At 64.6% G+C, this 18,286-nt stretch carries 17 protein-coding genes and 1 tRNA gene; 16 read left to right on the forward strand and 2 right to left on the reverse strand.

From position 1 onward, the window contains the following. Window positions 1–279: 279 nt before the first annotated feature. Window positions 280–1,062, forward strand: a complete 783-nt coding sequence (locus WT53_RS14980; protein ID WP_011545236.1) for an SDR family oxidoreductase — start codon at window positions 280–282, stop codon at window positions 1,060–1,062. A 32-nt stretch (window positions 1,063–1,094) separates the two neighbouring features. Beyond that, a complete protein-coding gene (locus tag WT53_RS14985) occupies window positions 1,095–1,535 on the forward strand; it encodes a thioesterase family protein (RefSeq protein WP_034207097.1) in 441 nt (146 codons plus the stop codon). Window positions 1,536–1,660: 125 nt separating this feature from the next. On the opposite strand, the gene WT53_RS14990 is transcribed toward WT53_RS14985, so the two are convergent. Next, window positions 1,661–2,206 carry a LuxR C-terminal-related transcriptional regulator gene (locus WT53_RS14990; RefSeq protein ID WP_012328362.1) on the reverse strand — a complete coding sequence of 182 codons (546 nt, stop codon included), beginning with the start codon at window positions 2,204–2,206 and terminating at the stop codon, window positions 1,661–1,663. Between the two features lie 220 nt (window positions 2,207–2,426). Between WT53_RS14990 and WT53_RS14995 the strand changes: the two genes are divergently transcribed. From WT53_RS14995 to WT53_RS15060, 14 genes are all read left to right on the forward strand, one after another. Beyond that, on the forward strand, window positions 2,427–3,131 hold the full coding sequence (locus tag WT53_RS14995) for a CoA transferase subunit A (protein ID WP_059785415.1): 705 nt from the start codon (window positions 2,427–2,429) through the stop codon (window positions 3,129–3,131). Between the two features lies 1 nt (window position 3,132). Beyond that, the gene (locus WT53_RS15000) at window positions 3,133–3,774 is read left to right on the forward strand and encodes a CoA transferase subunit B (protein WP_059785420.1); all 642 of its coding nucleotides are present in this window, start codon (window positions 3,133–3,135) and stop codon (window positions 3,772–3,774) included. Window positions 3,775–3,972: 198 nt separating this feature from the next. Next, window positions 3,973–4,869, forward strand: coding sequence for an alpha/beta fold hydrolase (locus tag WT53_RS15005; RefSeq protein ID WP_034207099.1), 897 nt, complete (start codon window positions 3,973–3,975; stop codon window positions 4,867–4,869). A 76-nt stretch (window positions 4,870–4,945) separates the two neighbouring features. Further along, the gene (locus WT53_RS15010) at window positions 4,946–5,299 is read left to right on the forward strand and encodes a RidA family protein (protein ID WP_059785422.1); all 354 of its coding nucleotides are present in this window, start codon (window positions 4,946–4,948) and stop codon (window positions 5,297–5,299) included. Between the two features lie 39 nt (window positions 5,300–5,338). Further along, window positions 5,339–7,573, forward strand: a complete 2,235-nt coding sequence (locus WT53_RS15015; RefSeq protein ID WP_034207100.1) for a bifunctional (p)ppGpp synthetase/guanosine-3',5'-bis(diphosphate) 3'-pyrophosphohydrolase — start codon at window positions 5,339–5,341, stop codon at window positions 7,571–7,573. An 84-nt stretch (window positions 7,574–7,657) separates the two neighbouring features. Continuing rightward, window positions 7,658–7,734 (forward strand) — tRNA-Val (locus tag WT53_RS15020). Window positions 7,735–8,002: 268 nt separating this feature from the next. Further along, window positions 8,003–9,910 (forward strand): threonine--tRNA ligase, encoded by a 1,908-nt coding sequence (thrS, locus tag WT53_RS15025; RefSeq protein ID WP_034207101.1) that lies wholly within the window; start codon window positions 8,003–8,005, stop codon window positions 9,908–9,910. A 49-nt stretch (window positions 9,911–9,959) separates the two neighbouring features. Beyond that, window positions 9,960–10,484: a translation initiation factor IF-3 gene (infC, locus tag WT53_RS15030; RefSeq protein ID WP_071734130.1), complete on the forward strand. Its 525-nt coding sequence runs from the start codon at window positions 9,960–9,962 to the stop codon at window positions 10,482–10,484. A gap of 190 nt (window positions 10,485–10,674) precedes the next feature. Beyond that, window positions 10,675–10,872, forward strand: coding sequence for a 50S ribosomal protein L35 (gene rpmI, locus WT53_RS15035; RefSeq protein ID WP_004191477.1), 198 nt, complete (start codon window positions 10,675–10,677; stop codon window positions 10,870–10,872). A gap of 30 nt (window positions 10,873–10,902) precedes the next feature. Continuing rightward, window positions 10,903–11,262, forward strand: coding sequence for a 50S ribosomal protein L20 (rplT, locus tag WT53_RS15040; RefSeq protein WP_004192938.1), 360 nt, complete (start codon window positions 10,903–10,905; stop codon window positions 11,260–11,262). Window positions 11,263–11,410: 148 nt separating this feature from the next. Continuing rightward, the gene (gene pheS, locus WT53_RS15045; protein ID WP_034207102.1) at window positions 11,411–12,424 is read left to right on the forward strand and encodes a phenylalanine--tRNA ligase subunit alpha; all 1,014 of its coding nucleotides are present in this window, start codon (window positions 11,411–11,413) and stop codon (window positions 12,422–12,424) included. A gap of 96 nt (window positions 12,425–12,520) precedes the next feature. Next, window positions 12,521–14,950 carry a phenylalanine--tRNA ligase subunit beta gene (gene pheT, locus WT53_RS15050; protein WP_034207103.1) on the forward strand — a complete coding sequence of 810 codons (2,430 nt, stop codon included), beginning with the start codon at window positions 12,521–12,523 and terminating at the stop codon, window positions 14,948–14,950. Between the two features lie 73 nt (window positions 14,951–15,023). Beyond that, the gene (locus WT53_RS15055) at window positions 15,024–15,410 is read left to right on the forward strand and encodes an integration host factor subunit alpha (protein ID WP_006486093.1); all 387 of its coding nucleotides are present in this window, start codon (window positions 15,024–15,026) and stop codon (window positions 15,408–15,410) included. A 58-nt stretch (window positions 15,411–15,468) separates the two neighbouring features. Beyond that, entirely contained in the window at window positions 15,469–15,882 is a 414-nt protein-coding gene (locus tag WT53_RS15060; protein WP_034207104.1) for a MerR family transcriptional regulator, read from the forward strand. A gap of 82 nt (window positions 15,883–15,964) precedes the next feature. Here WT53_RS15060 and WT53_RS15065 read toward each other — a convergent pair whose 3' ends face one another. Further along, entirely contained in the window at window positions 15,965–18,175 is a 2,211-nt protein-coding gene (locus WT53_RS15065; RefSeq protein WP_034207884.1) for a lipoprotein, read from the reverse strand. Window positions 18,176–18,286 lie beyond the last annotated feature (111 nt).

Here is an 18,286-nt window from a genome sequence, read left to right on the forward strand (position 1 = left end):
TCGCCGCCGACAGCCCGGCGGGGCCGCCGCCGACGATCACGACGTCGTATTCCATCGATTCGCGCGGGCCGTATTGCTCGATGAGGCTTGCGGGGGTCATTGGCGTTCCTCTAACCGTTAGAATGCTTTTATTCGGGAGCGTATTGTCTGCGAAACGAAACGCTTGCCGCAACAACATGCAGGTAGATTAGCACGATCGTTCTATTTTTTGTGATAGGGTAATGCCGCCCGGGCTGTGCCGCCCGGGCTGGAGAAACGACATCGAAAGGGGATGGGCAAATGGGTCGATCGATCAATCTGGAAGGCAAGGTTGCGCTGGTCACGGGCGCGTCGAGCGGCCTGGGGCAGCGTTTTGCGCAGGTGCTGTCGCAGGCCGGCGCGAAGGTCGTGCTCGCGAGCCGCCGCGTCGAACGCCTGAAGGAACTGCGCGCGGAGATCGAGGCGGCGGGCGGTGCCGCGCACGTCGTGTCACTCGACGTGACCGACGTGCAGAGCATCAAGGCGGCCGTCGCGCATGCGGAGACGGAAGCCGGCACGATCGACATCCTCGTGAACAATTCCGGCGTGTCGACGATGCAGAAGCTCGTCGACGTGACGCCGGCGGATTTCGAGTTCGTGTTCGATACGAACACGCGCGGCGCATTTTTCGTCGCGCAGGAAGTCGCGAAGCGGATGATCATGCGCGCGAACGGCGGCGGCAACGGCAAGCCGCCGTGCCGGATCATCAACATCGCGTCGGTGGCCGGGCTGCGCGTGTTCCCGCAGATCGGGCTGTACGCGATGAGCAAGGCCGCGGTCGTGCAGATGACGCGCGCGATGGCGCTGGAGTGGGGCCGCCACGGGATCAACGTGAACGCGATCTGTCCGGGCTATATCGATACCGAAATCAATCATTACCTGTGGGAAACCGAGCAGGGCCAGAAGCTGCAGTCGATGCTGCCGCGCCGGCGCGTCGGCAAGCCGCAGGATCTCGATGGGCTGTTGTTGCTGCTCGCGGCCGACGAGTCGCAGTTCATCAATGGCTCGATCATCTCCGCCGACGACGGTTTCGGCCTCGCGTGAGCGGATGACATTCCGCAACAAAGAAGACTGCAATGAGCGCAACAAGCGATTACTCACCCGTTTTTGAGATGTCGATGCCGATCCGCTGGGGCGACATGGACGCGTTCGGCCATGTGAACAACACGGTCTATTTCCGCTACATGGAGCAGGCGCGGATTTCGTGGTTCGAGGCGCTCGGCATCGCCGGCGGCAACGGCGAGGGGCAGGGGCCCGTCATCGTCACCGCGTCGATGGAATTCCTCAAGCAACTGCACTATCCGGGCGACGTGATCGCGAAGATGTCGGCCGCGAAACCCGGGCGAAGCAGTTTCGACACCGGTTTCGAGCTCACGCGCGCGGACGATCCGCGGCATGTCTATGCACGCGGCAACGCGCGCTGCGTGTGGGTCGACTACGCGCTCGGCAAGTCGGTGCCGCTGCCGCAACTGCTGCGCGACACGATCGAGCAGGCGCTCGCGACGAAAGTCGGCTGAGCGCGGCTGCCGGCGCGCCGGCACCGGATCGCCGGTGGCGTGCCGTGCGCGTTTTTCGATGTTTCCCCCCGATCGGCCGCCATGTGCGGCCGATCGTCATCGGAGCGCCGTCACGCAATGCGCGTTCACTGCCCGAGCAGGCGCTGCAGCAGCTCCGGCGTATTGTTCGTCCCGTATTTGCGCATCAGCCGCGCGCGGTAGATGTCGACCGTGCGCGAGCTGATGTCCAGCACGCGCCCGATCTGCTTGCTGGTCTTGCCGGTCGCGAGCTGGGCGGCGATCTCGCGCTCGCGCGGGGTCAGCTCGACCGCGACGCGGCGCGTCGCGCTCAAGTCCTCGAAGGTCCAGACGCCGGCCGCGAGCGGCGCGGTGCGGTCGAGTGCGCGTCCCGTCACATGGCACCAGAACAGCTCGCCGTCCGCGCGTTTCATGATTCTGTCATCCGAGTAGACGCCGTTCGCGACCATCACGCGTGCGATGCGCTCGCCGATTCGCTGGAATTCGTCCGTCGACGGGTAGAGCACCGCGTACGACTTCCCGATCAGGTCGGCCCGCGCGCAGCGGAAGATCGACGCGAGCGCGTCGTTGCAGTCCTCGATCACGCGATCGCGCGACAGCACGAGGCCGAGCGGCGCGAGGTGGAAGGCGGTCTGGTAATCGAGATCGGGCATGGCGCGGGCAAGCGGAGGCAAATGCTTATGTATTTTTGCGTATTGTGCCGCATCGGCGTCACATCGTACCCTTTCAGGCATCTCGCGGCGGTATGTCGCGACATAAAAACAGCGCGCCTCGACGCAGGCATTGCCGCGCATGCATAGAATGGTGCGGCGGGCTTGCGCCACGTGGCGCGTGAACCGGTTTTGCTGGTTTCCATAGAGGAAGGGACAACTGATGAACAAAGTCTATCCAAGCGCGGCTGCCGCGCTGGAGGGGATCGTCCGCGACGGACAGACCTTCGCGGTGGGCGGCTTCGGCCTGTGCGGGATTCCCGAGGCGCTGATCGCGGCGTTGCGCGATTCGGCGGTCAAGGGCATCACCTGCATCAGCAACAACGCGGGCGTCGACGGTTTCGGCCTCGGGCTGCTGCTGGAAACGCGCCAGATCAAGAAGATGATCTCGTCGTACGTCGGCGAGAACAAGGAGTTCGAGCGCCAATACCTGGCCGGCGAACTCGAGCTCGAATTCACGCCGCAGGGCACGCTCGCCGAAAAGCTGCGCGCGGGCGGCGCGGGCATCCCCGCGTTCTTCACGAATACCGGCTACGGCACCGTGATCGCGGAAGGCAAGGAAACGCGCCAGTTCGGCGATCGCCACTACGTGCTCGAGCCGTCGCTGACGGCCGACGTCGCGCTCGTCAAGGCGTGGAAGGCCGACAAGTCGGGCAACCTCATCTACCGCCGCACCGCGCGCAATTTCAACCCGATGTGCGCGATGGCCGGCAAGATCACCGTGGCGGAGGTCGAGGAGATCGTCGAGAACGGCATGCTCGATCCGGACCAGGTTCATACGCCGGGGATCTTCGTGCAGCGCATCGTGCTGAACGCGACGCCTGAAAAACGCATCGAACAACGCGTCGTACGCGCGAAAGGAGACTGACATGGCCTGGAATCGTGACCAGATGGCCGCACGCGCGGCGAAGGAACTGCAGGACGGCTTCTACGTGAACCTCGGCATCGGCCTGCCGACGCTCGTCGCGAACCACGTGCCGGCAGGCGTCGAGGTCTGGCTGCAGTCGGAGAACGGCCTGCTCGGCATCGGGCCGTCGCCGACCGAAGACGAAGTCGACGCCGATCTCATCAACGCCGGCAAGCAGACCGTCACGACGCTGCCGGGTTCGTCGATCTTCTCGTCGGCCGATTCGTTCGCGATGATCCGCGGCGGCCACATCAATCTCGCGATCCTCGGCGCGATGCAGGTCAGCAAGAAGGGCGACCTCGCGAACTGGATGATCCCGGGCAAGATGATCAAGGGGATGGGCGGCGCGATGGACCTCGTCGCGGGCGTGAAGCGCGTCGTCGTGCTGATGGAGCACGTCGCGAAGGGCGACCAGCACAAGATTCTCGACGAATGCAACCTGCCGCTGACGGGTGTCGGCGTGGTCGATCTGATCATCACCGACCTCGGCGTGATCGAAGTGACGCCGGACGGGCTGAAGGTGCTCGAACTCGCCGACGGCGTGAGCGCGGAAGAGATCCAGGCGAAGACGGGCGCGCCGCTCGACGTCAGCGCCGTGGCATAAGTTCACCGCACGGGCACGCGTCCGACGCCCCGCATGCCGGACGACGGCATGCGGGGCGTTTGTCATTGCGCGTCGACGGCCAGCCTGTTGGGTCCCCGATGGGCCGACCCGTCCGGCGGAAGCGGTTTACAATCGTTTGCATCGGGCGTCGCAAGTGTTGCCCCGCGCGTCCGCCCCTCGTTCGACAGGATGCCAACGATGCCAACGACTTCAGCGAATTCCCCGGTTCCCCGTCAGCGACGCGTGCAGTGTGCGAGCGCCGCCGGTCTTCACCACGTTGCCTATACGGAATGGGGCGATCCCGCGAATCCGCGCGTGCTGGTCTGCGTGCACGGCCTGACGCGCTCGGGGCGCGATTTCGACCGCTTGGCCGCCGCGCTGTCCGATACGTATCGCGTCGTCTGCCCCGATGTCGCCGGGCGTGGCCGGTCGGACCGGCTGGCCGATCCGCGGCTCTATGCGATTCCGCAGTACGTGGCCGACATGGTGACGTTGATCGCGCGGCTCGACGTGGAGTCGGTCGATTGGTTCGGCACGTCGATGGGCGGCCTGATCGGCATGGCGCTCGCCGGGCTGCCCGGTTCGCCGCTGCGGCGGATGATCGTCAACGACGTCGGCCCGCGCATCGAGCCCGATTCGCTGACGCGCATCGGCGAGTACCTCGGCGTGCAGCCGCGCTTTGCGACCGAGCAGGAGGGGATCGACTATCTGACGTCGCTGTCGCTGCCGTTCGGTGCGCTGAGCGCCGACGAGTGGCGCGAGATCAACGGGCCGCTGCTGCACCAACTGCCCGAAGGCGACTGGACGATGCGCTACGATCCGCGCATCGCCGAGCCGTTCAAGGCGACGACGCCGGAGCTGGCCGCGCTCGGCGAGGCCGCGCTGTGGCGCGCGATCGAGACGACGGATGCGACGCTGCTCGTCGTGCGCGGCGAGACGTCCGACTTGCTGTCGCGCGAGACGGCGGCCGAAATGGTCCGTCGCGGCCGGCATGTGACGCAGGTCGAGATCCCGGGGGCGGGCCACGCGCCGGCGTTCGTCAGCGCCGACCAGATTGCGCTCGCGCGGCGGTTTTTCGTCGAAGGCGACGCCTAAACGCGTCATAATATGCGGTTCGGCGGCACGCGGTCCGTGCCGCCCGATTCCTCACTCATCACGACCGGAACATTTCATGGCAGTCATTCGTCACCACGTCGGGCCCCGTCTCTCCGAAACCGCGATCCACAACGGCACCGTGTATCTGGCCGGCCAGATCGCCGAAGACACCACGCAGGACATCCGCGGCCAGACGCGCGAAGTGCTCGGCCACATCGACCGCCTGCTCGCCGAAGCGAACAGCGACAAGGCGCATCTGCTGTCGGTGCAGATCTACATCTCGGATCTCGCGAACTTCGAAGGCATGAATGCGGAGTGGGACGCATGGGTCGCGCAGGGCAACACGCCGCCGCGCGCCACCGTCGAGGCGAAGCTCGCGGATCCGGCGCTGCTCGTCGAGATCGTCGTCGTCGCCGCGCAACGGAGCTGAGCGTTATCCGACGATGACCGTATTCCGGCAGGCCGTGCAATGACCGAATCCGTTTCCGCATCCTCCGTCGCGGCGCCGTCGTTCGACGACGTGCTCGCGTTCGTGCGCGAGCGGGCCGGCGATGCGCACCTGTCGTCCGGCGAGCTGCTCGCCGATCACTCGGCGGGCACGGCGGCGATCATGCGCACGCTGAACGTCGATCCGTCCGCGATGCAGGCTGCCGCGCTGTTCGTGCTGACGCCGCACCTGAGCGACCCCGAGCGCGAGCTGACCGAGCGTTTCGGCGACGAAGTCGCGCGGCTCGTGTTCGACGTGCGCAAGCTGTTGCGGCTCGGCACCGTCAGCCTGCGCGTCGCGCAGAACGCGAAGCCCGACGCCGGGCGCGACGCGGCGCAGGAGCGGCGTACGCAGATCGAGGCGCTGCGCAAGATGCTGCTCGCATTCGCGCAGGACATCCGCGTGGTGCTGATCCGGCTCGCGTCGCGGTTGCAGTCGCTGCGCTACTACGCGGCCGCGAAGATCGACCCGCCGCCGGACGTTGCGCGCGAGACGCTCGAGATCTATGCGCCGCTCGCGAATCGTCTCGGTATCTGGCAACTGAAGTGGGAGCTTGAGGATCTCGCGTTCCGCTTCGAGGATCCCGTCACCTACAAGCGGATCGCGAAGCTGCTCGACGAGAAGCGCATCGAGCGCGAGGCGTACGTCACGCAGGCGATCGCGCGGCTGCAGCACGAGCTCGCGGAGGCGAACATCCAGGCCGACGTCAGCGGCCGGCCGAAGCATATCTACAGCATCTGGCGCAAGATGCGCGGCAAGGAGCTCGATTTCTCCGAGCTGTACGACGTGCGCGCGTTTCGCGTGATCGTCCCGGACATCAAGGATTGCTACGCGGTGCTCGGCATCGTGCATCACCTGTGGCAGCCGGTGCCGAAGGAGTTCGACGACTACATCTCGCGGCCGAAGCCGAACGGCTACAAGTCGCTGCATACGGTCGTGATCGGCGACGACGGCCGTGCGTTCGAAGTGCAGATCCGCACGCAGGAGATGCATCGTTTCGCCGAGTATGGCGTCGCGGCACACTGGCGCTACAAGGAGGCCGGCGCGCGCGGCTATGGCGGCCAGTTCTCGGCGAGCGACAAGTACGACGAGAAGATCGCGTGGCTGCGTCAGTTGCTCGCGTGGAAGGACGACGTCGAGGACGGCGCCGAAGTGTCGGGCGACCAGGCGTGGGCGCAATTGCGCGAAACGTCGCTCGACGACGACCACATCTACGTGCTGACGCCGCAGGCGCGCGTGATCGCGCTGCCGCAGGGCGCGACGCCGGTCGATTTCGCGTATCACCTGCACAGCGAACTCGGCCATCGCTGCCGCGGCGCACGCGTCGACGGTGTGATGGTGCCGCTGAACACGTCGCTCGCGAACGGCCAGACGGTCGAGATCGTCGCGGTGAAGGAAGGCGGGCCGTCGCGCGACTGGCTGAACCTGCAGCTCGGTTACCTGAAGAGCTCGCGCGCGCGGCAGAAGGTGCGTGCGTGGTTCAACTCGATCGAGCAGGAAGAAAACGTCGCGCACGGCCGCGCGCTCGTCGAAAAGACGCTGCAGCGCGAGGGCAAGACGTCGGTCAATCTGGACCATCTCGCCGCGAAGCTCGGCTTCAAGTCGCCCGAGGAGCTGTTCTCGGTCGTCGGCAAGGAAGAATTCAGCCTGCGCAACGTCGAGCACGCGCTGTCCGATGCGCCGCCGCCGGAACCGGCGCCCGAGGCGCCGGCCGATTTCGAGAAGCGCAGCAGCGGCGCGAGCGTCGCGCATGGCGCGTCGACCGGCGTGCTGGTGGTGGGCGTCGACGCGCTGCTGACGCAACTGGCGCGTTGCTGCCGTCCGGCGCCGCCCGATCCGATCAGCGGGTTCGTCACGCGCGGCAAGGGGATGTCGATTCATCGCACCGACTGCCCGACGTTTCGCCGGATGGTCGAGCGCGCGCCGGAGCGCGTGCTGCAGACGACCTGGTCGGCCGACGTGCTGGGCGGGCGCGGCGCGTCCGTCTATCCGGTCGACCTGATGATCGAGGCGAGCGACCGGCAAGGATTGCTGCGCGATATCTCCGAAGTGTTCGCGCGGGAAAAGATCAACGTCGTGGGCGTGAAGACGCAGAGCCGCCGCAATGCGGCATTCATGCAGTTCACGGTCGAGGTATCGAATTCGGCGCAGGTGCAGCGCGCGTGCACGCTGCTCGGCGAGGTGCAGGGCGTCGTACGGGCAGGGCGAAAATCGTGATGGGGTTGGAACAGCGTTATTTTGCTGCAACCGCATAAAACACTTGCCAAGCCGGTAGCAACTCCATATAATCTTAGCTTCTCTAGGCTCGTAGCTCAGCTGGTTAGAGCACCACCTTGACATGGTGGGGGTCGTTGGTTCGAGTCCAATCGAGCCTACCAACGAATTGAGAATGCCCGGCTTCCGGGTGTTCGATGCAGTACACAACTCAACGCGAACAAGGCGAATACGGTTATGACACCGCGAACGTTGACCGAAACCACTTCGGAGCGACGCTAGTCGAGGAACGTTTTCGCCCTTTCAGTTGAGTGAAGTATCGAATGCGGCCCCTCGAAAGCGGGGCCGCATTTTTTTTGTCGCGAATTTTCCCGCGTGAGTTCGACTCGCGTACCTGGTCTGCCGCCCACTGTCGGCATCACGGAGATTGCTATGGTTTCGATACGCTTGCCTGACGGCTCAGTTCGACAATACGAGCATCCGGTGACAGTTGCCGAGGTTGCGGCCTCCATCGGTCCCGGCTTGGCGAAGGCTGCGCTGGGCGGCAAGCTCGATGGCGAGCTCGTCGATACGTCGACGGTGATCGATCGCGACGCGTCGCTCGCGATCGTCACGGACAAGGATGCCGACGGCCTCGACATCATCCGCCACTCGACCGCTCACTTGCTCGCGTACGCGGTGAAGGAACTGTATCCGGACGCGCAGGTGACGATCGGCCCGGTGATCGACAACGGTTTCTATTACGACTTCTCGTACAACCGCCCGTTTACGCCGGAAGATCTGGAAAAGATCGAAAAGCGCATGCAGGAACTCGCGAAGAAGGACGAGCCGGTCACGCGCCGTGTCGTGTCGCGCGACGAGGCGGCCGGTTACTTCCGCAGCATCGGCGAGAAGTACAAGGCCGAGATCATCGAGTCGATCCCGCAAAGCGACGAAATCAAGCTGTATTCGCACGGCGGCTTCACCGATCTGTGCCGCGGCCCGCACGTGCCGTCCACCGGCAAGCTGAAGGTCTTCAAGTTGATGAAGGTCGCGGGCGCGTACTGGCGCGGCGATTCGAAGAACGAGCAGCTGCAGCGCATCTACGGCACGGCCTGGACGAAGAAGGAAGACCAGGATCAGTACCTGCACATGCTCGAGGAGGCGGAAAAGCGCGACCATCGCAAGCTGGGCAAGCAGCTCGACCTGTTCCACATGCAGGAAGAGTCGCCGGGCATGGTGTTCTGGCATCCGAAGGGCTGGGCGCTGTGGCAGCAGGTCGAGCAGTACATGCGCCGCCGCGTCAACGAAGCCGGCTATCTCGAGATCAAGACGCCGATGATCATGGACCGTTCGCTGTGGGAGGCGTCGGGCCACTGGCAGAACTATCGCGAGAACATGTTCACGACGGAGTCGGAGAAGCGCGACTACGCGATCAAGCCGATGAACTGCCCGGGCCACGTCCAGGTGTTCAAGCACGGCCTGCGCTCGTACCGCGACCTGCCGCTGCGTTACGCGGAATTCGGCTCGTGCCACCGCAACGAGGCATCGGGCGCGCTGCACGGCCTGATGCGCGTGCGCGGCTTCGTGCAGGACGATGCGCACATCTTCTGTACGGAAGAGCAGTTCATCGCCGAGTCGATCGCGTTCAACACGCTGGCGATGAGCGTGTACAAGGATTTCGGGTTCGAGCACATCGACATCAAGCTGTCGCTGCGCCCCGAACAGCGTGCGGGCACCGACGAAACGTGGGATCGCGCCGAGCAGGGTCTGCGCGATGCGCTGACGGCCTGCGGCCTCACGTGGGAAGAGCTGCCGGGCGAGGGCGCGTTCTATGGCCCGAAGATCGAGTACCACATCAAGGACGCGCTCGGCCGCTCATGGCAATGCGGCACGCTGCAGCTCGACATGGTGCTGCCGGAGCGCCTCGGCGCCGAGTACGTGGCGGAAGACAACAGCCGCCGCCGGCCGGTGATGCTGCATCGCGCGATCGTCGGGTCGATGGAGCGGTTCCTCGGCATTTTGATCGAGCACCATGCTGGTGCAATGCCGGTCTGGCTCGCGCCGTACCAGGCAATCGTGCTCAATATCGCCGAAAGTCAGGCCGAATATGCGCAGTCCCTGGCCCAATCGTTGCAAAAACAAGGGGTTAGAGTGGCGGCCGATTTGCGCAACGAGAAGATTAGCTATAAAATACGCGAGCACACGCTGGAAAAGGTGCCTTATCTCCTCGTCGTGGGCGATAAGGAGCGTGATGCGCAAACGGTAGCCGTGCGTGCCCGTGGCGGCGTCGATCTTGGCGTAATGCCGGTCGAAGCCTTCGTTGAGCGTCTGCAGGAAGACCTGCGCTCGTTCAAGTAACCGCCCTGGCAGCGCGGCTCGTTTTTTTAATTTTTAGAGGAAACGTAACATCGCTACTGATAAGTCGTCGCACCGCATCAACGGTGAAATCACTGCGCCGGAAGTGCGCCTGGTCGGGATCGAGAACGAACCGCTCGGTATCGTAAAACTCGCTGACGCTTTCCGTAAATCGGAAGAACTGGATGTTGACCTGGTGGAAATCGCGCCGCAAGCGGTGCCGCCGGTTTGCCGTCTGATGGATTACGGCAAGTTCAAGTACCAGGAATCGAAGAAGCAGCACGAAGCGAAGCTGAAGCAGAAGGTCATCCAGGTGAAGGAAGTCAAGTTCCGCCCGGGTACCGATGACGGGGATTACAACGTCAAGCTCCGCAATCTCGTGCGCTTCCTCGAAGAGGGCGACAAGACGAAGATCACGTTGCGTTTCCGCGGCCGCGAAATGGCTCACCAGGAAATCGGTATGCGGATGCTCGAGCGTCTGCGCACGGATCTCGAGGAAGTCGGCCAGGTCGAGCAGATGCCGAAGATGGAAGGGCGCCAGATGATCATGGTGCTCTCGCCGAAGAAAAAGAAGTAACGGGCCCGCGCGCATCGCGCGCAGGTTCGACAGTGGTTCGGCGCGCTGCCCGGTCCGGGCGGCGCGCCAACAATGACGGCGGCTGCGCAAGCGGGTCGCCGTACACAAGTGGACTGGGTTTCGAAGGGCGGGTCAAGGGCGCAAGCCAACCGCACACCCATCGCCATCTAATAAACTGGAGTTGTTCGTCATGCCTAAGATGAAGACCAAGAAGAGCGCTGCAAAGCGCTTCGTGGTGCGTCCGGGCGGTACCGTCAAGCGCGGTCAAGCCTTCAAGCGCCACATCCTGACCAAGAAAACCACGAAGAACAAGCGCCATCTGCGCGGCGCAACGGCAGTTCACGATTCCGATCTGAACTCCGTCCGCGCGATGCTCCCGTTCGCGTAACCCCTCAACTGATACTCCAAGGAGAGAAACATGCCTCGAGTCAAACGTGGGGTAACCGCACGGGCCCGCCACAAGAAGATCATCAATCTGGCCAAGGGTTATCGCGGCCGCCGCAATAACGTCTACCGCATCGCCAAGCAGGCGGTGATGCGCGCTGGTCAGTACGCGTACCGCGATCGCCGCAACAAGAAGCGTGTGTTCCGTGCACTGTGGATCACGCGTATCAATGCGGCAGTTCGCCAGCACGACATGACCTACAGCGTGTTCATCAACGGCCTGAAGAAGGCGTCGATCGAACTCGACCGTAAGGTGCTGGCCGACATGGCGGTGTTCGACAAGGCTGCTTTTGCTGCGATCGTCAAGCAGGTGAAAGCCGCCGTTGCAGCCTAATTGCGAAATTAGCACTGCGTGGTTAGTTGCAGCGAGGTTCCGGTAGTCTCGGCCGCTGCAGCGAAAACGGGGCTCTTCCGAGCCCCTTTTTTGTTTGGTGGGCGGTTTCGCTCGCCAAGACCGAATGACGTTGGAAATGATGGGATCTATGGATCTGGACCAGATTGTCGCCGACGCGCAGCAGTCCTTCGAACAGGCTGCCGACATCACCACGCTCGAAAACGAGAAAGCCCGATTTCTCGGTAAATCGGGTGCGCTGACCGAGTTGCTCAAGGGCCTCGGCAAGCTCGATCCCGAAGCACGCAAGACCGAAGGCGCACGCATCAACGTCGCGAAGCAGCAGGTCGAAGCCGCGCTCACCGCCCGTCGCCAGGCACTGGCCGACGCGCTGCTGAATCAGCGCCTCACCGCCGAAGCGATCGACGTGACGTTGCCGGGCCGTGGCGCCGGCGCCGGCAGCCTGCACCCGGTGATGCGCACGTGGGAGCGTGTCGAACGGATTTTCGGCTCGATCGGTTTCGATGTGGCCGATGGCCCCGAAATCGAGACCGACTGGTACAACTTCACGTCGCTGAACAGCCCGGAGAACCATCCGGCGCGTTCGATGCAGGACACCTTCTACGTCGAAGGCAAGGATGCCGACGGCCGCCAGCTGCTGCTGCGCACGCACACGAGCCCGATGCAGGTGCGTTATGCGCGCATGAACCGTCCGCCGATCAAGGTGATCGCGCCGGGCCGCACGTATCGCGTCGACAGCGATGCGACGCACTCGCCGATGTTCAATCAGGTCGAGGGGTTGTGGATCGACGAAAACATCAGCTTCGCCGATCTCAAGGGCGTCTATACCGACTTCCTGAAAAAATTCTTCGAGCGCGACGACATCCTCGTGCGCTTCCGCCCGTCGTATTTCCCGTTCACGGAACCGTCGGCCGAGATCGACATGATGTTCGAGCACGGCAAGAACGCCGGCAAGTGGCTCGAGATCTCCGGCTCGGGGCAGGTGCATCCGACCGTGATCCGCAACATGGGCCTCGATCCCGAGCGCTACATCGGTTTCGCGTTCGGCAGCGGCCTCGAGCGCCTGACGATGCTGCGCTACGGCGTGCAGGATCTCCGGCTGTTCTTCGAGAACGACCTGCGTTTCCTGCGCCAGTTCGCATAACGCCGCTCGCCGCGCCGACCTGTGCCCGCGCACGCCCCGACGGACGTTTCCGAGGGGCCCGGGCGTCGATCTAACCTGTTTCGAACGTAGACATCCATGCAATTCCCTGAATCCTGGTTGAGAACCTTTGTCGACCCGCAGCTGACGACCGACGAACTGTCGCACGCGCTGACGATGGCGGGGCTCGAAGTCGAATCGCTGAGCAAGGCTGCGCCGCCGACGTCGAAGATCGTCGTCGGCCGCGTGCTCGAAGTCGTCAAGCATCCGGATGCGGACAAGCTCAATGTCTGCCAGGTCGACGCCGGCACCGGCGCGACGTTGAACATCGTCTGCGGCGCGCCGAACGTGGCGCCGGGCATCAAGGTGCCGGTCGCGCTGGTCGGCGCGGAACTGCCGCCGGCGGAAGAGGGCGGCAAGCCGTTCGCGATCAAGCTGTCGAAGCTGCGCGGGGTGGAGAGCCAGGGGATGCTGTGCTCGGCGCGCGAGCTGAAATTGTCCGAGGATCACAGCGGGCTGCTGATCCTGCCGGAAGACACGCCGGTCGGCCAGGACATCCGCGACACCCTCAATCTCGACGACACGATCTTCGAAATCAAGCTGACACCGAACAAGGCCGACTGCCTGTCGGTGTTCGGTATCGCTCGCGAGACGGCCGCGATCACCGGCGCGCCGCTGACGCCGGTCGATATTCGCCCGGTGAAGGTCGAGCTCGACGAAACGCTGCCGGTGCGCATTGCCGCGCCCGATCTGTGCGGCCGCTTCTCGGGTCGCGTGATCCGCGGCGTGAACGCGCGCGCAAAGACGCCGCAGTGGATGGTCGAGCGTCTCGAGCGTTCGGGCCAGCGCAGCGTGTCCGCGCTCGTCGACATCTCGAACTACGTGATGTTCGAACTCGGCCGCCCGTCGCACGTGTTCGATCTCGACAAGATCCACGGCGGCATCGAAGTGCGCTGGGGCAAGCGCGGCGAATCGCTGAAGCTGCTCAACGGCAACACGGTCGAACTCGACGAAACGGTCGGCGTGATTGCGGACGCCGCTCAAGTCGAAAGCCTGGCCGGCATCATGGGCGGCGACAGCACGGCCGTCACGCTCGATACGACTAACATCTACCTGGAAGCCGCGTTCTGGTGGCCGGACAGCATCCGCGGCCGCGCGCGCAAGTACAACTTCTCGACCGATGCGGCCCATCGCTTCGAGCGCGGCGTCGATTACGCGACGACCGTCGAGCACGTCGAGCGCATCACGCAACTGATCCTCGAGATCTGCGGCGGCAAGGCCGGCCCGGTCGACGATCAGGCGGTGAACCTGCCGCAGCGCGCGCCGGTGAAGATGCGCGTGTCGCGCGCGAACCGCATCATCGGCGTGAAGATCGACGCCGACGAGATCGCGAACATCTTCACGCGCCTCGGGCTGCCGTTCGAGCGTGAAGACGACGCGTTCCTCGTTACACCGCCGTCGCACCGCTTCGACATCGAGATCGAGGAAGACCTGATCGAAGAAGTGGCGCGCATCTACGGCTTCGAGAAGATCCCGGCGCGGCCGCCGGTCGCGACGAGCGAAATGCGCGCGACCCACGAGACGCGGCGTTCGATCCACGATATCCGTCACGCGCTCGCCGCGCGCGACTACGCGGAAACCGTCAACTTCAGCTTCGTCGATGCGGAGTGGGAGCACGATTTCGCGGGCAACGACAACCCGATCCGGCTGCTGAACCCGATCGCGAGCCAGCTTTCGGTGATGCGCACGACGCTATTCGGCAGCCTGATCGCCGTGCTGCGTCACAACCTGAACCGCCGCGCCGATCGCGTGCGCGTGTTCGAATCGGGGCGCGTGTTCGTCGCCGATCCGTCGGTGAAGGCCGGCGAGCTGGCGGTCGAAGGTCACGCGCAGCCGAAGCGCGTCGGCGCGCTGGCGTACGGTCCAGCACTCGACGAGCAATGGGGCGCGGCGACCCGCCCGGTCGATTTCTTCGACGTGAAGGGCGATCTCGAAGCGCTGCTCGCGCCGGCGGTTGCACGCTTCGTGAAGGCCGAGCATCCGGCCCTCCATCCGGGCCGCAGCGCACGCATCGAAGTCGATGGCCGCGCGGTCGGCTGGATCGGTGAGCTGCATCCGCGCCTGATGCAGAAGTACGAGTTGCCGCACGCGCCGGTGATGTTCGAGATCGATGCGGACGCGCTGACTGCACGTGCGTTGCCCGCACCGACCGACGTGTCGAAATTCCCGCCGGTCCGTCGCGATATCGCCGTTGTCGTCGATCAGGCGGTCGAGGTTCAGGCACTTTTCGACGAAATGAAGAAGGCGCTTGCCGAAGAGGCCTGCCGATTCGTTCAGAAGGTTGTACTCTTCGACGAATTTCGTGCAAAATCAAACACTTCCGGTGGTCTTGCCGCGAACGAGAAGAGCCTTGCCTTCCGCGTGACGCTGCAGGACGCAGCTGGCACGCTGCAGGACGAGATCGTCGATCAGGCGATCCAGACGCTGGTCGAGCGGATGGCTCGTGCCGGCGCGCGCCTGCGCGGCTAAGGAGAGGGGCCGGCCCGTTCGCGGGCGGCTTGTTTCCATCGTAAGTTTTGATTCAACGCGCTGTATGGCAGATATGAACGACATGACCTCGAGTGAATTCGAAGCCCTCCTGACGGCGCAACGCAGCGCGATGAACCGCGACGCTTCGGCGCCGGCGTCCACCGAGACGCCGACGCTGACGAAGGCGGAACTGGCGGAGCTGCTGTTCGACAGCGTCGGGCTGAACAAGCGTGAAGCGAAGGACATGGTCGAGGCGTTTTTCGAAGTGATCCGCGACGCGCTCGAAAACGGCGAAAGCGTCAAGCTGTCGGGGTTCGGCAATTTCCAGTTGCGCGACAAGCCGCAGCGTCCGGGCCGCAATCCGAAGACGGGCGAGGCGATTCCGATCGCGGCCCGCCGGGTGGTAACCTTCCACGCGAGCCAGAAGCTGAAGGCGCTGGTCGAAAACGGCGCGGAGTAATACGCGCGCCCACGCCCCGCGCGGCCGCCGCGCACCCTTTACCGACGGTTAACCGACGATGACCACCACGGTTGAGAAAGTCGTCTTGCCTCCGATTCCCGCGAAGCGCTACTTCACGATCGGCGAAGTCAGCGAACTGTGCGGGGTCAAACCACATGTGCTGCGTTACTGGGAACAGGAATTCACGCAGCTGCGGCCGGTGAAGCGGCGCGGCAATCGTCGGTATTACCAGCATCACGAAGTGCTGCTGATCCGGCGGATTCGTGAGTTGCTGTACGAACAGGGCTTCACGATCAACGGCGCGCGCAACCGGCTCGATTCGCCGGGCAGCGAGCGGGCCGCGGCGGAGCCGGTCGAACCCGATGCGCGGGCCGTCGATGCGCGCGGGGCGATCAAGCCGGGCGCGACCGTCGACGTCATCGCGTTGCGGCAGGCGTTGCTGGACGTGATCGATGGACTGAAACACGATTGAGCGCACGGCGCGCAAGATGCATTGAAAAGCCCGGTTGGCGACCTGCCACCGGGCTTTCTTTCATGCGTGTCCTGCACGCGGATCAGCGCGACGCGAGCGGATTCTTCCGCCCCATGTCGACGACCAGCGTGCCGTCCGGCAGCATCCGCACCGAGCCCTGCGCGACCTGGCTGCGATACCCGTACAGGTCGAACCGCATCGGGCCGGCCTCGGCCGAATTCCGGATCAGCGCGCGCACGTTCAGTTCGAGCACGTTGAACATCTTCATGTCGCCGCCTTCCATCCACATGTAGCTCGGCGCGTCGATCTGCGGCCGCTTCGGCGCGGGCGCACCCGCCGCGCGCCGGAACGTGAGCCGCAATCCGTCACGCTCGACCGTCGCCTGGCCGAGCTTACCGTTCAGCACGGGCGGCGGGAACACCGTGTACTGGTCGAGCACGAGCGTGTCGCCGCGCAGTTCCGCGCCGCGCCGCTGCAACGGCGTCAGCGACGCGAGCTCGATGCCGAGCGAGCGCAGCAGCGTCGCCTGAGGGATGCCGAGCACCGATACCTGCGACGGCTTGAATGCGAGGTGGCGGTCGTCGAGCACCGTCAGCGAGCCCTTCATGTCGGTCGGCAGCCAGACGCCCGGCACGTGATTCCACAGCTTGATGCCGCCCCGGACGCGCAGATCCTGGCCGTCCGCGCTCAACTGCAGATCGTTCAGCGAACGCGGCGAATAGTCGAGCAGGTAATTGTTGAAGAGCGCCGACATCGCCTTCCACGACTCGACGACCGTGCCGCCGAGAATGCGGATGTCGTACTGGTTGGGATCGTCGAGATCGACGGGTTCGCCCGGGCGCTTCGACACGAGCTCCACGTCGAGATCCTCGACATGAAAGCCGATATCGCCGGACAGGTTGAAGTCGACGTTGCGCAGGTGGATCGTCGGGTTGCGGTTCGACACGTGCCGTTCGTTGAACGGCGTCGTCGACGTGCGCCGCATCGCGACCTTCTGCATGCCGGGCCGCACGGCGTCCGCCGCGAGCGCGTACGCTTCCCAGTGTTGCCGCACGTCGCGCAGCGTATTCTGTTGCGCGGCGAGGAAGCTGTCGTTCAGGCGCGCCGCGGCGTTGCCGAGCAGCGCGCCGCTGGCCGGGCCCGTATACGAAGGCATCCGGATCGCCATCGCGCCGCTTTCGTCGAAGTTGAAGTAGCCGGCCGACACCTGGTCTCGATAGTGATACAGGTCGAACACGAACGTCTGGTCGCGCCTCGACGCGTCGATCGGACCGATCAGGATATCCGCGTTCATCGGCATCGAGCGCATGAATTTCACGTCGCCGCCGCGGATGTACATCGCCTGCTGCGGTGCATTCGCGGGCATCGCGAAGCCGGCATGCGTGCCGTCGTCGAGCTTCAGGTCGAGGCCCGCCGGCGTCACGCGCACGGCGGTGATCGTGAGTTTCAGGCGCGGCGGCGGCATCAGCTTGTCGACCGCCATCACGAGATCGTCGCCGGCGAGTTGCGCGATCGGCGTCTGCACCTTCAGCAGGTCGGCCATTTTCACGTTGGCCGCGCGCATCACCGGCTGTGCGTTGATGCCCGACACGCGCACGCCGGTCGGGTGGAAGACGAGCTGGCTGCCGTCGCGGATCGCGAGCGTGCCGGTCAGCGAGAACGGTACCCAGCCGTCGCGCTGCATCTCGCCTTGCAGATGGATCACGCCGTCGCCGGCCGACACCGCGAGCTTGCGCAGCGGCGCGTTGCGATAGCCGAAGATATAGGTGTTGAAGAGGGCGGTCAGCTTCGCGTCGTCGAGTGTGACCGTGCCTTCGTGCACGTCGATCTCGAAGCTCGTCGGGTCGTCGAACACGATCGGCGCGCCGGCCTGCGTCGGTACGAGCGTGGCCGACAACTGATGGATGAAGAAGCCGAGGTTGTTGACGACGCGGAAATCGACGTCGCGCAGGAACGTCATCGCGCCGTTCTGGCCCGAGTCGCGCAGCGTGAACGGGCGCGGTTGCGTGAGGCTGATCGATGCGAGCGACGGCACGGTACGCGCGATCTGCTGCTCGTGCGCGAGCCGCTCGGCCTTGGTGCGCTCGATCTTCGTCGACGCGCCGGATGTATTGCTGTCGCGTTGCGCGGCCGATTCCGCGCAGCCGGTGCAAAGCAGCGCGAGCGCCAGCGCGCCGCAGCCGAATACGCGGGATGTCGTGCGCGACCCCGCGGCGGCCGTGCGTCGCCGGCCGGAAACCCAGTCGAAAATTGCCAAAGGCGAGCGATGGCCGCGCCGGACCGCATTCCGCATCGTCTGTCTCCATGTCTTGTCTTGATCGACGGCGGTGCGCGCCATTGCACGGCGCGAGCGTCGATGCCGTGCAGTGTGTCATAGCGCGCTAGAGCGGCGTCACCAAACAAC

It is taken from the genome of Burkholderia sp. MSMB2157WGS (assembly GCF_001532755.1).
In the GTDB taxonomy this organism is placed as follows: Bacteria; Pseudomonadota; Gammaproteobacteria; order Burkholderiales; family Burkholderiaceae; genus Burkholderia.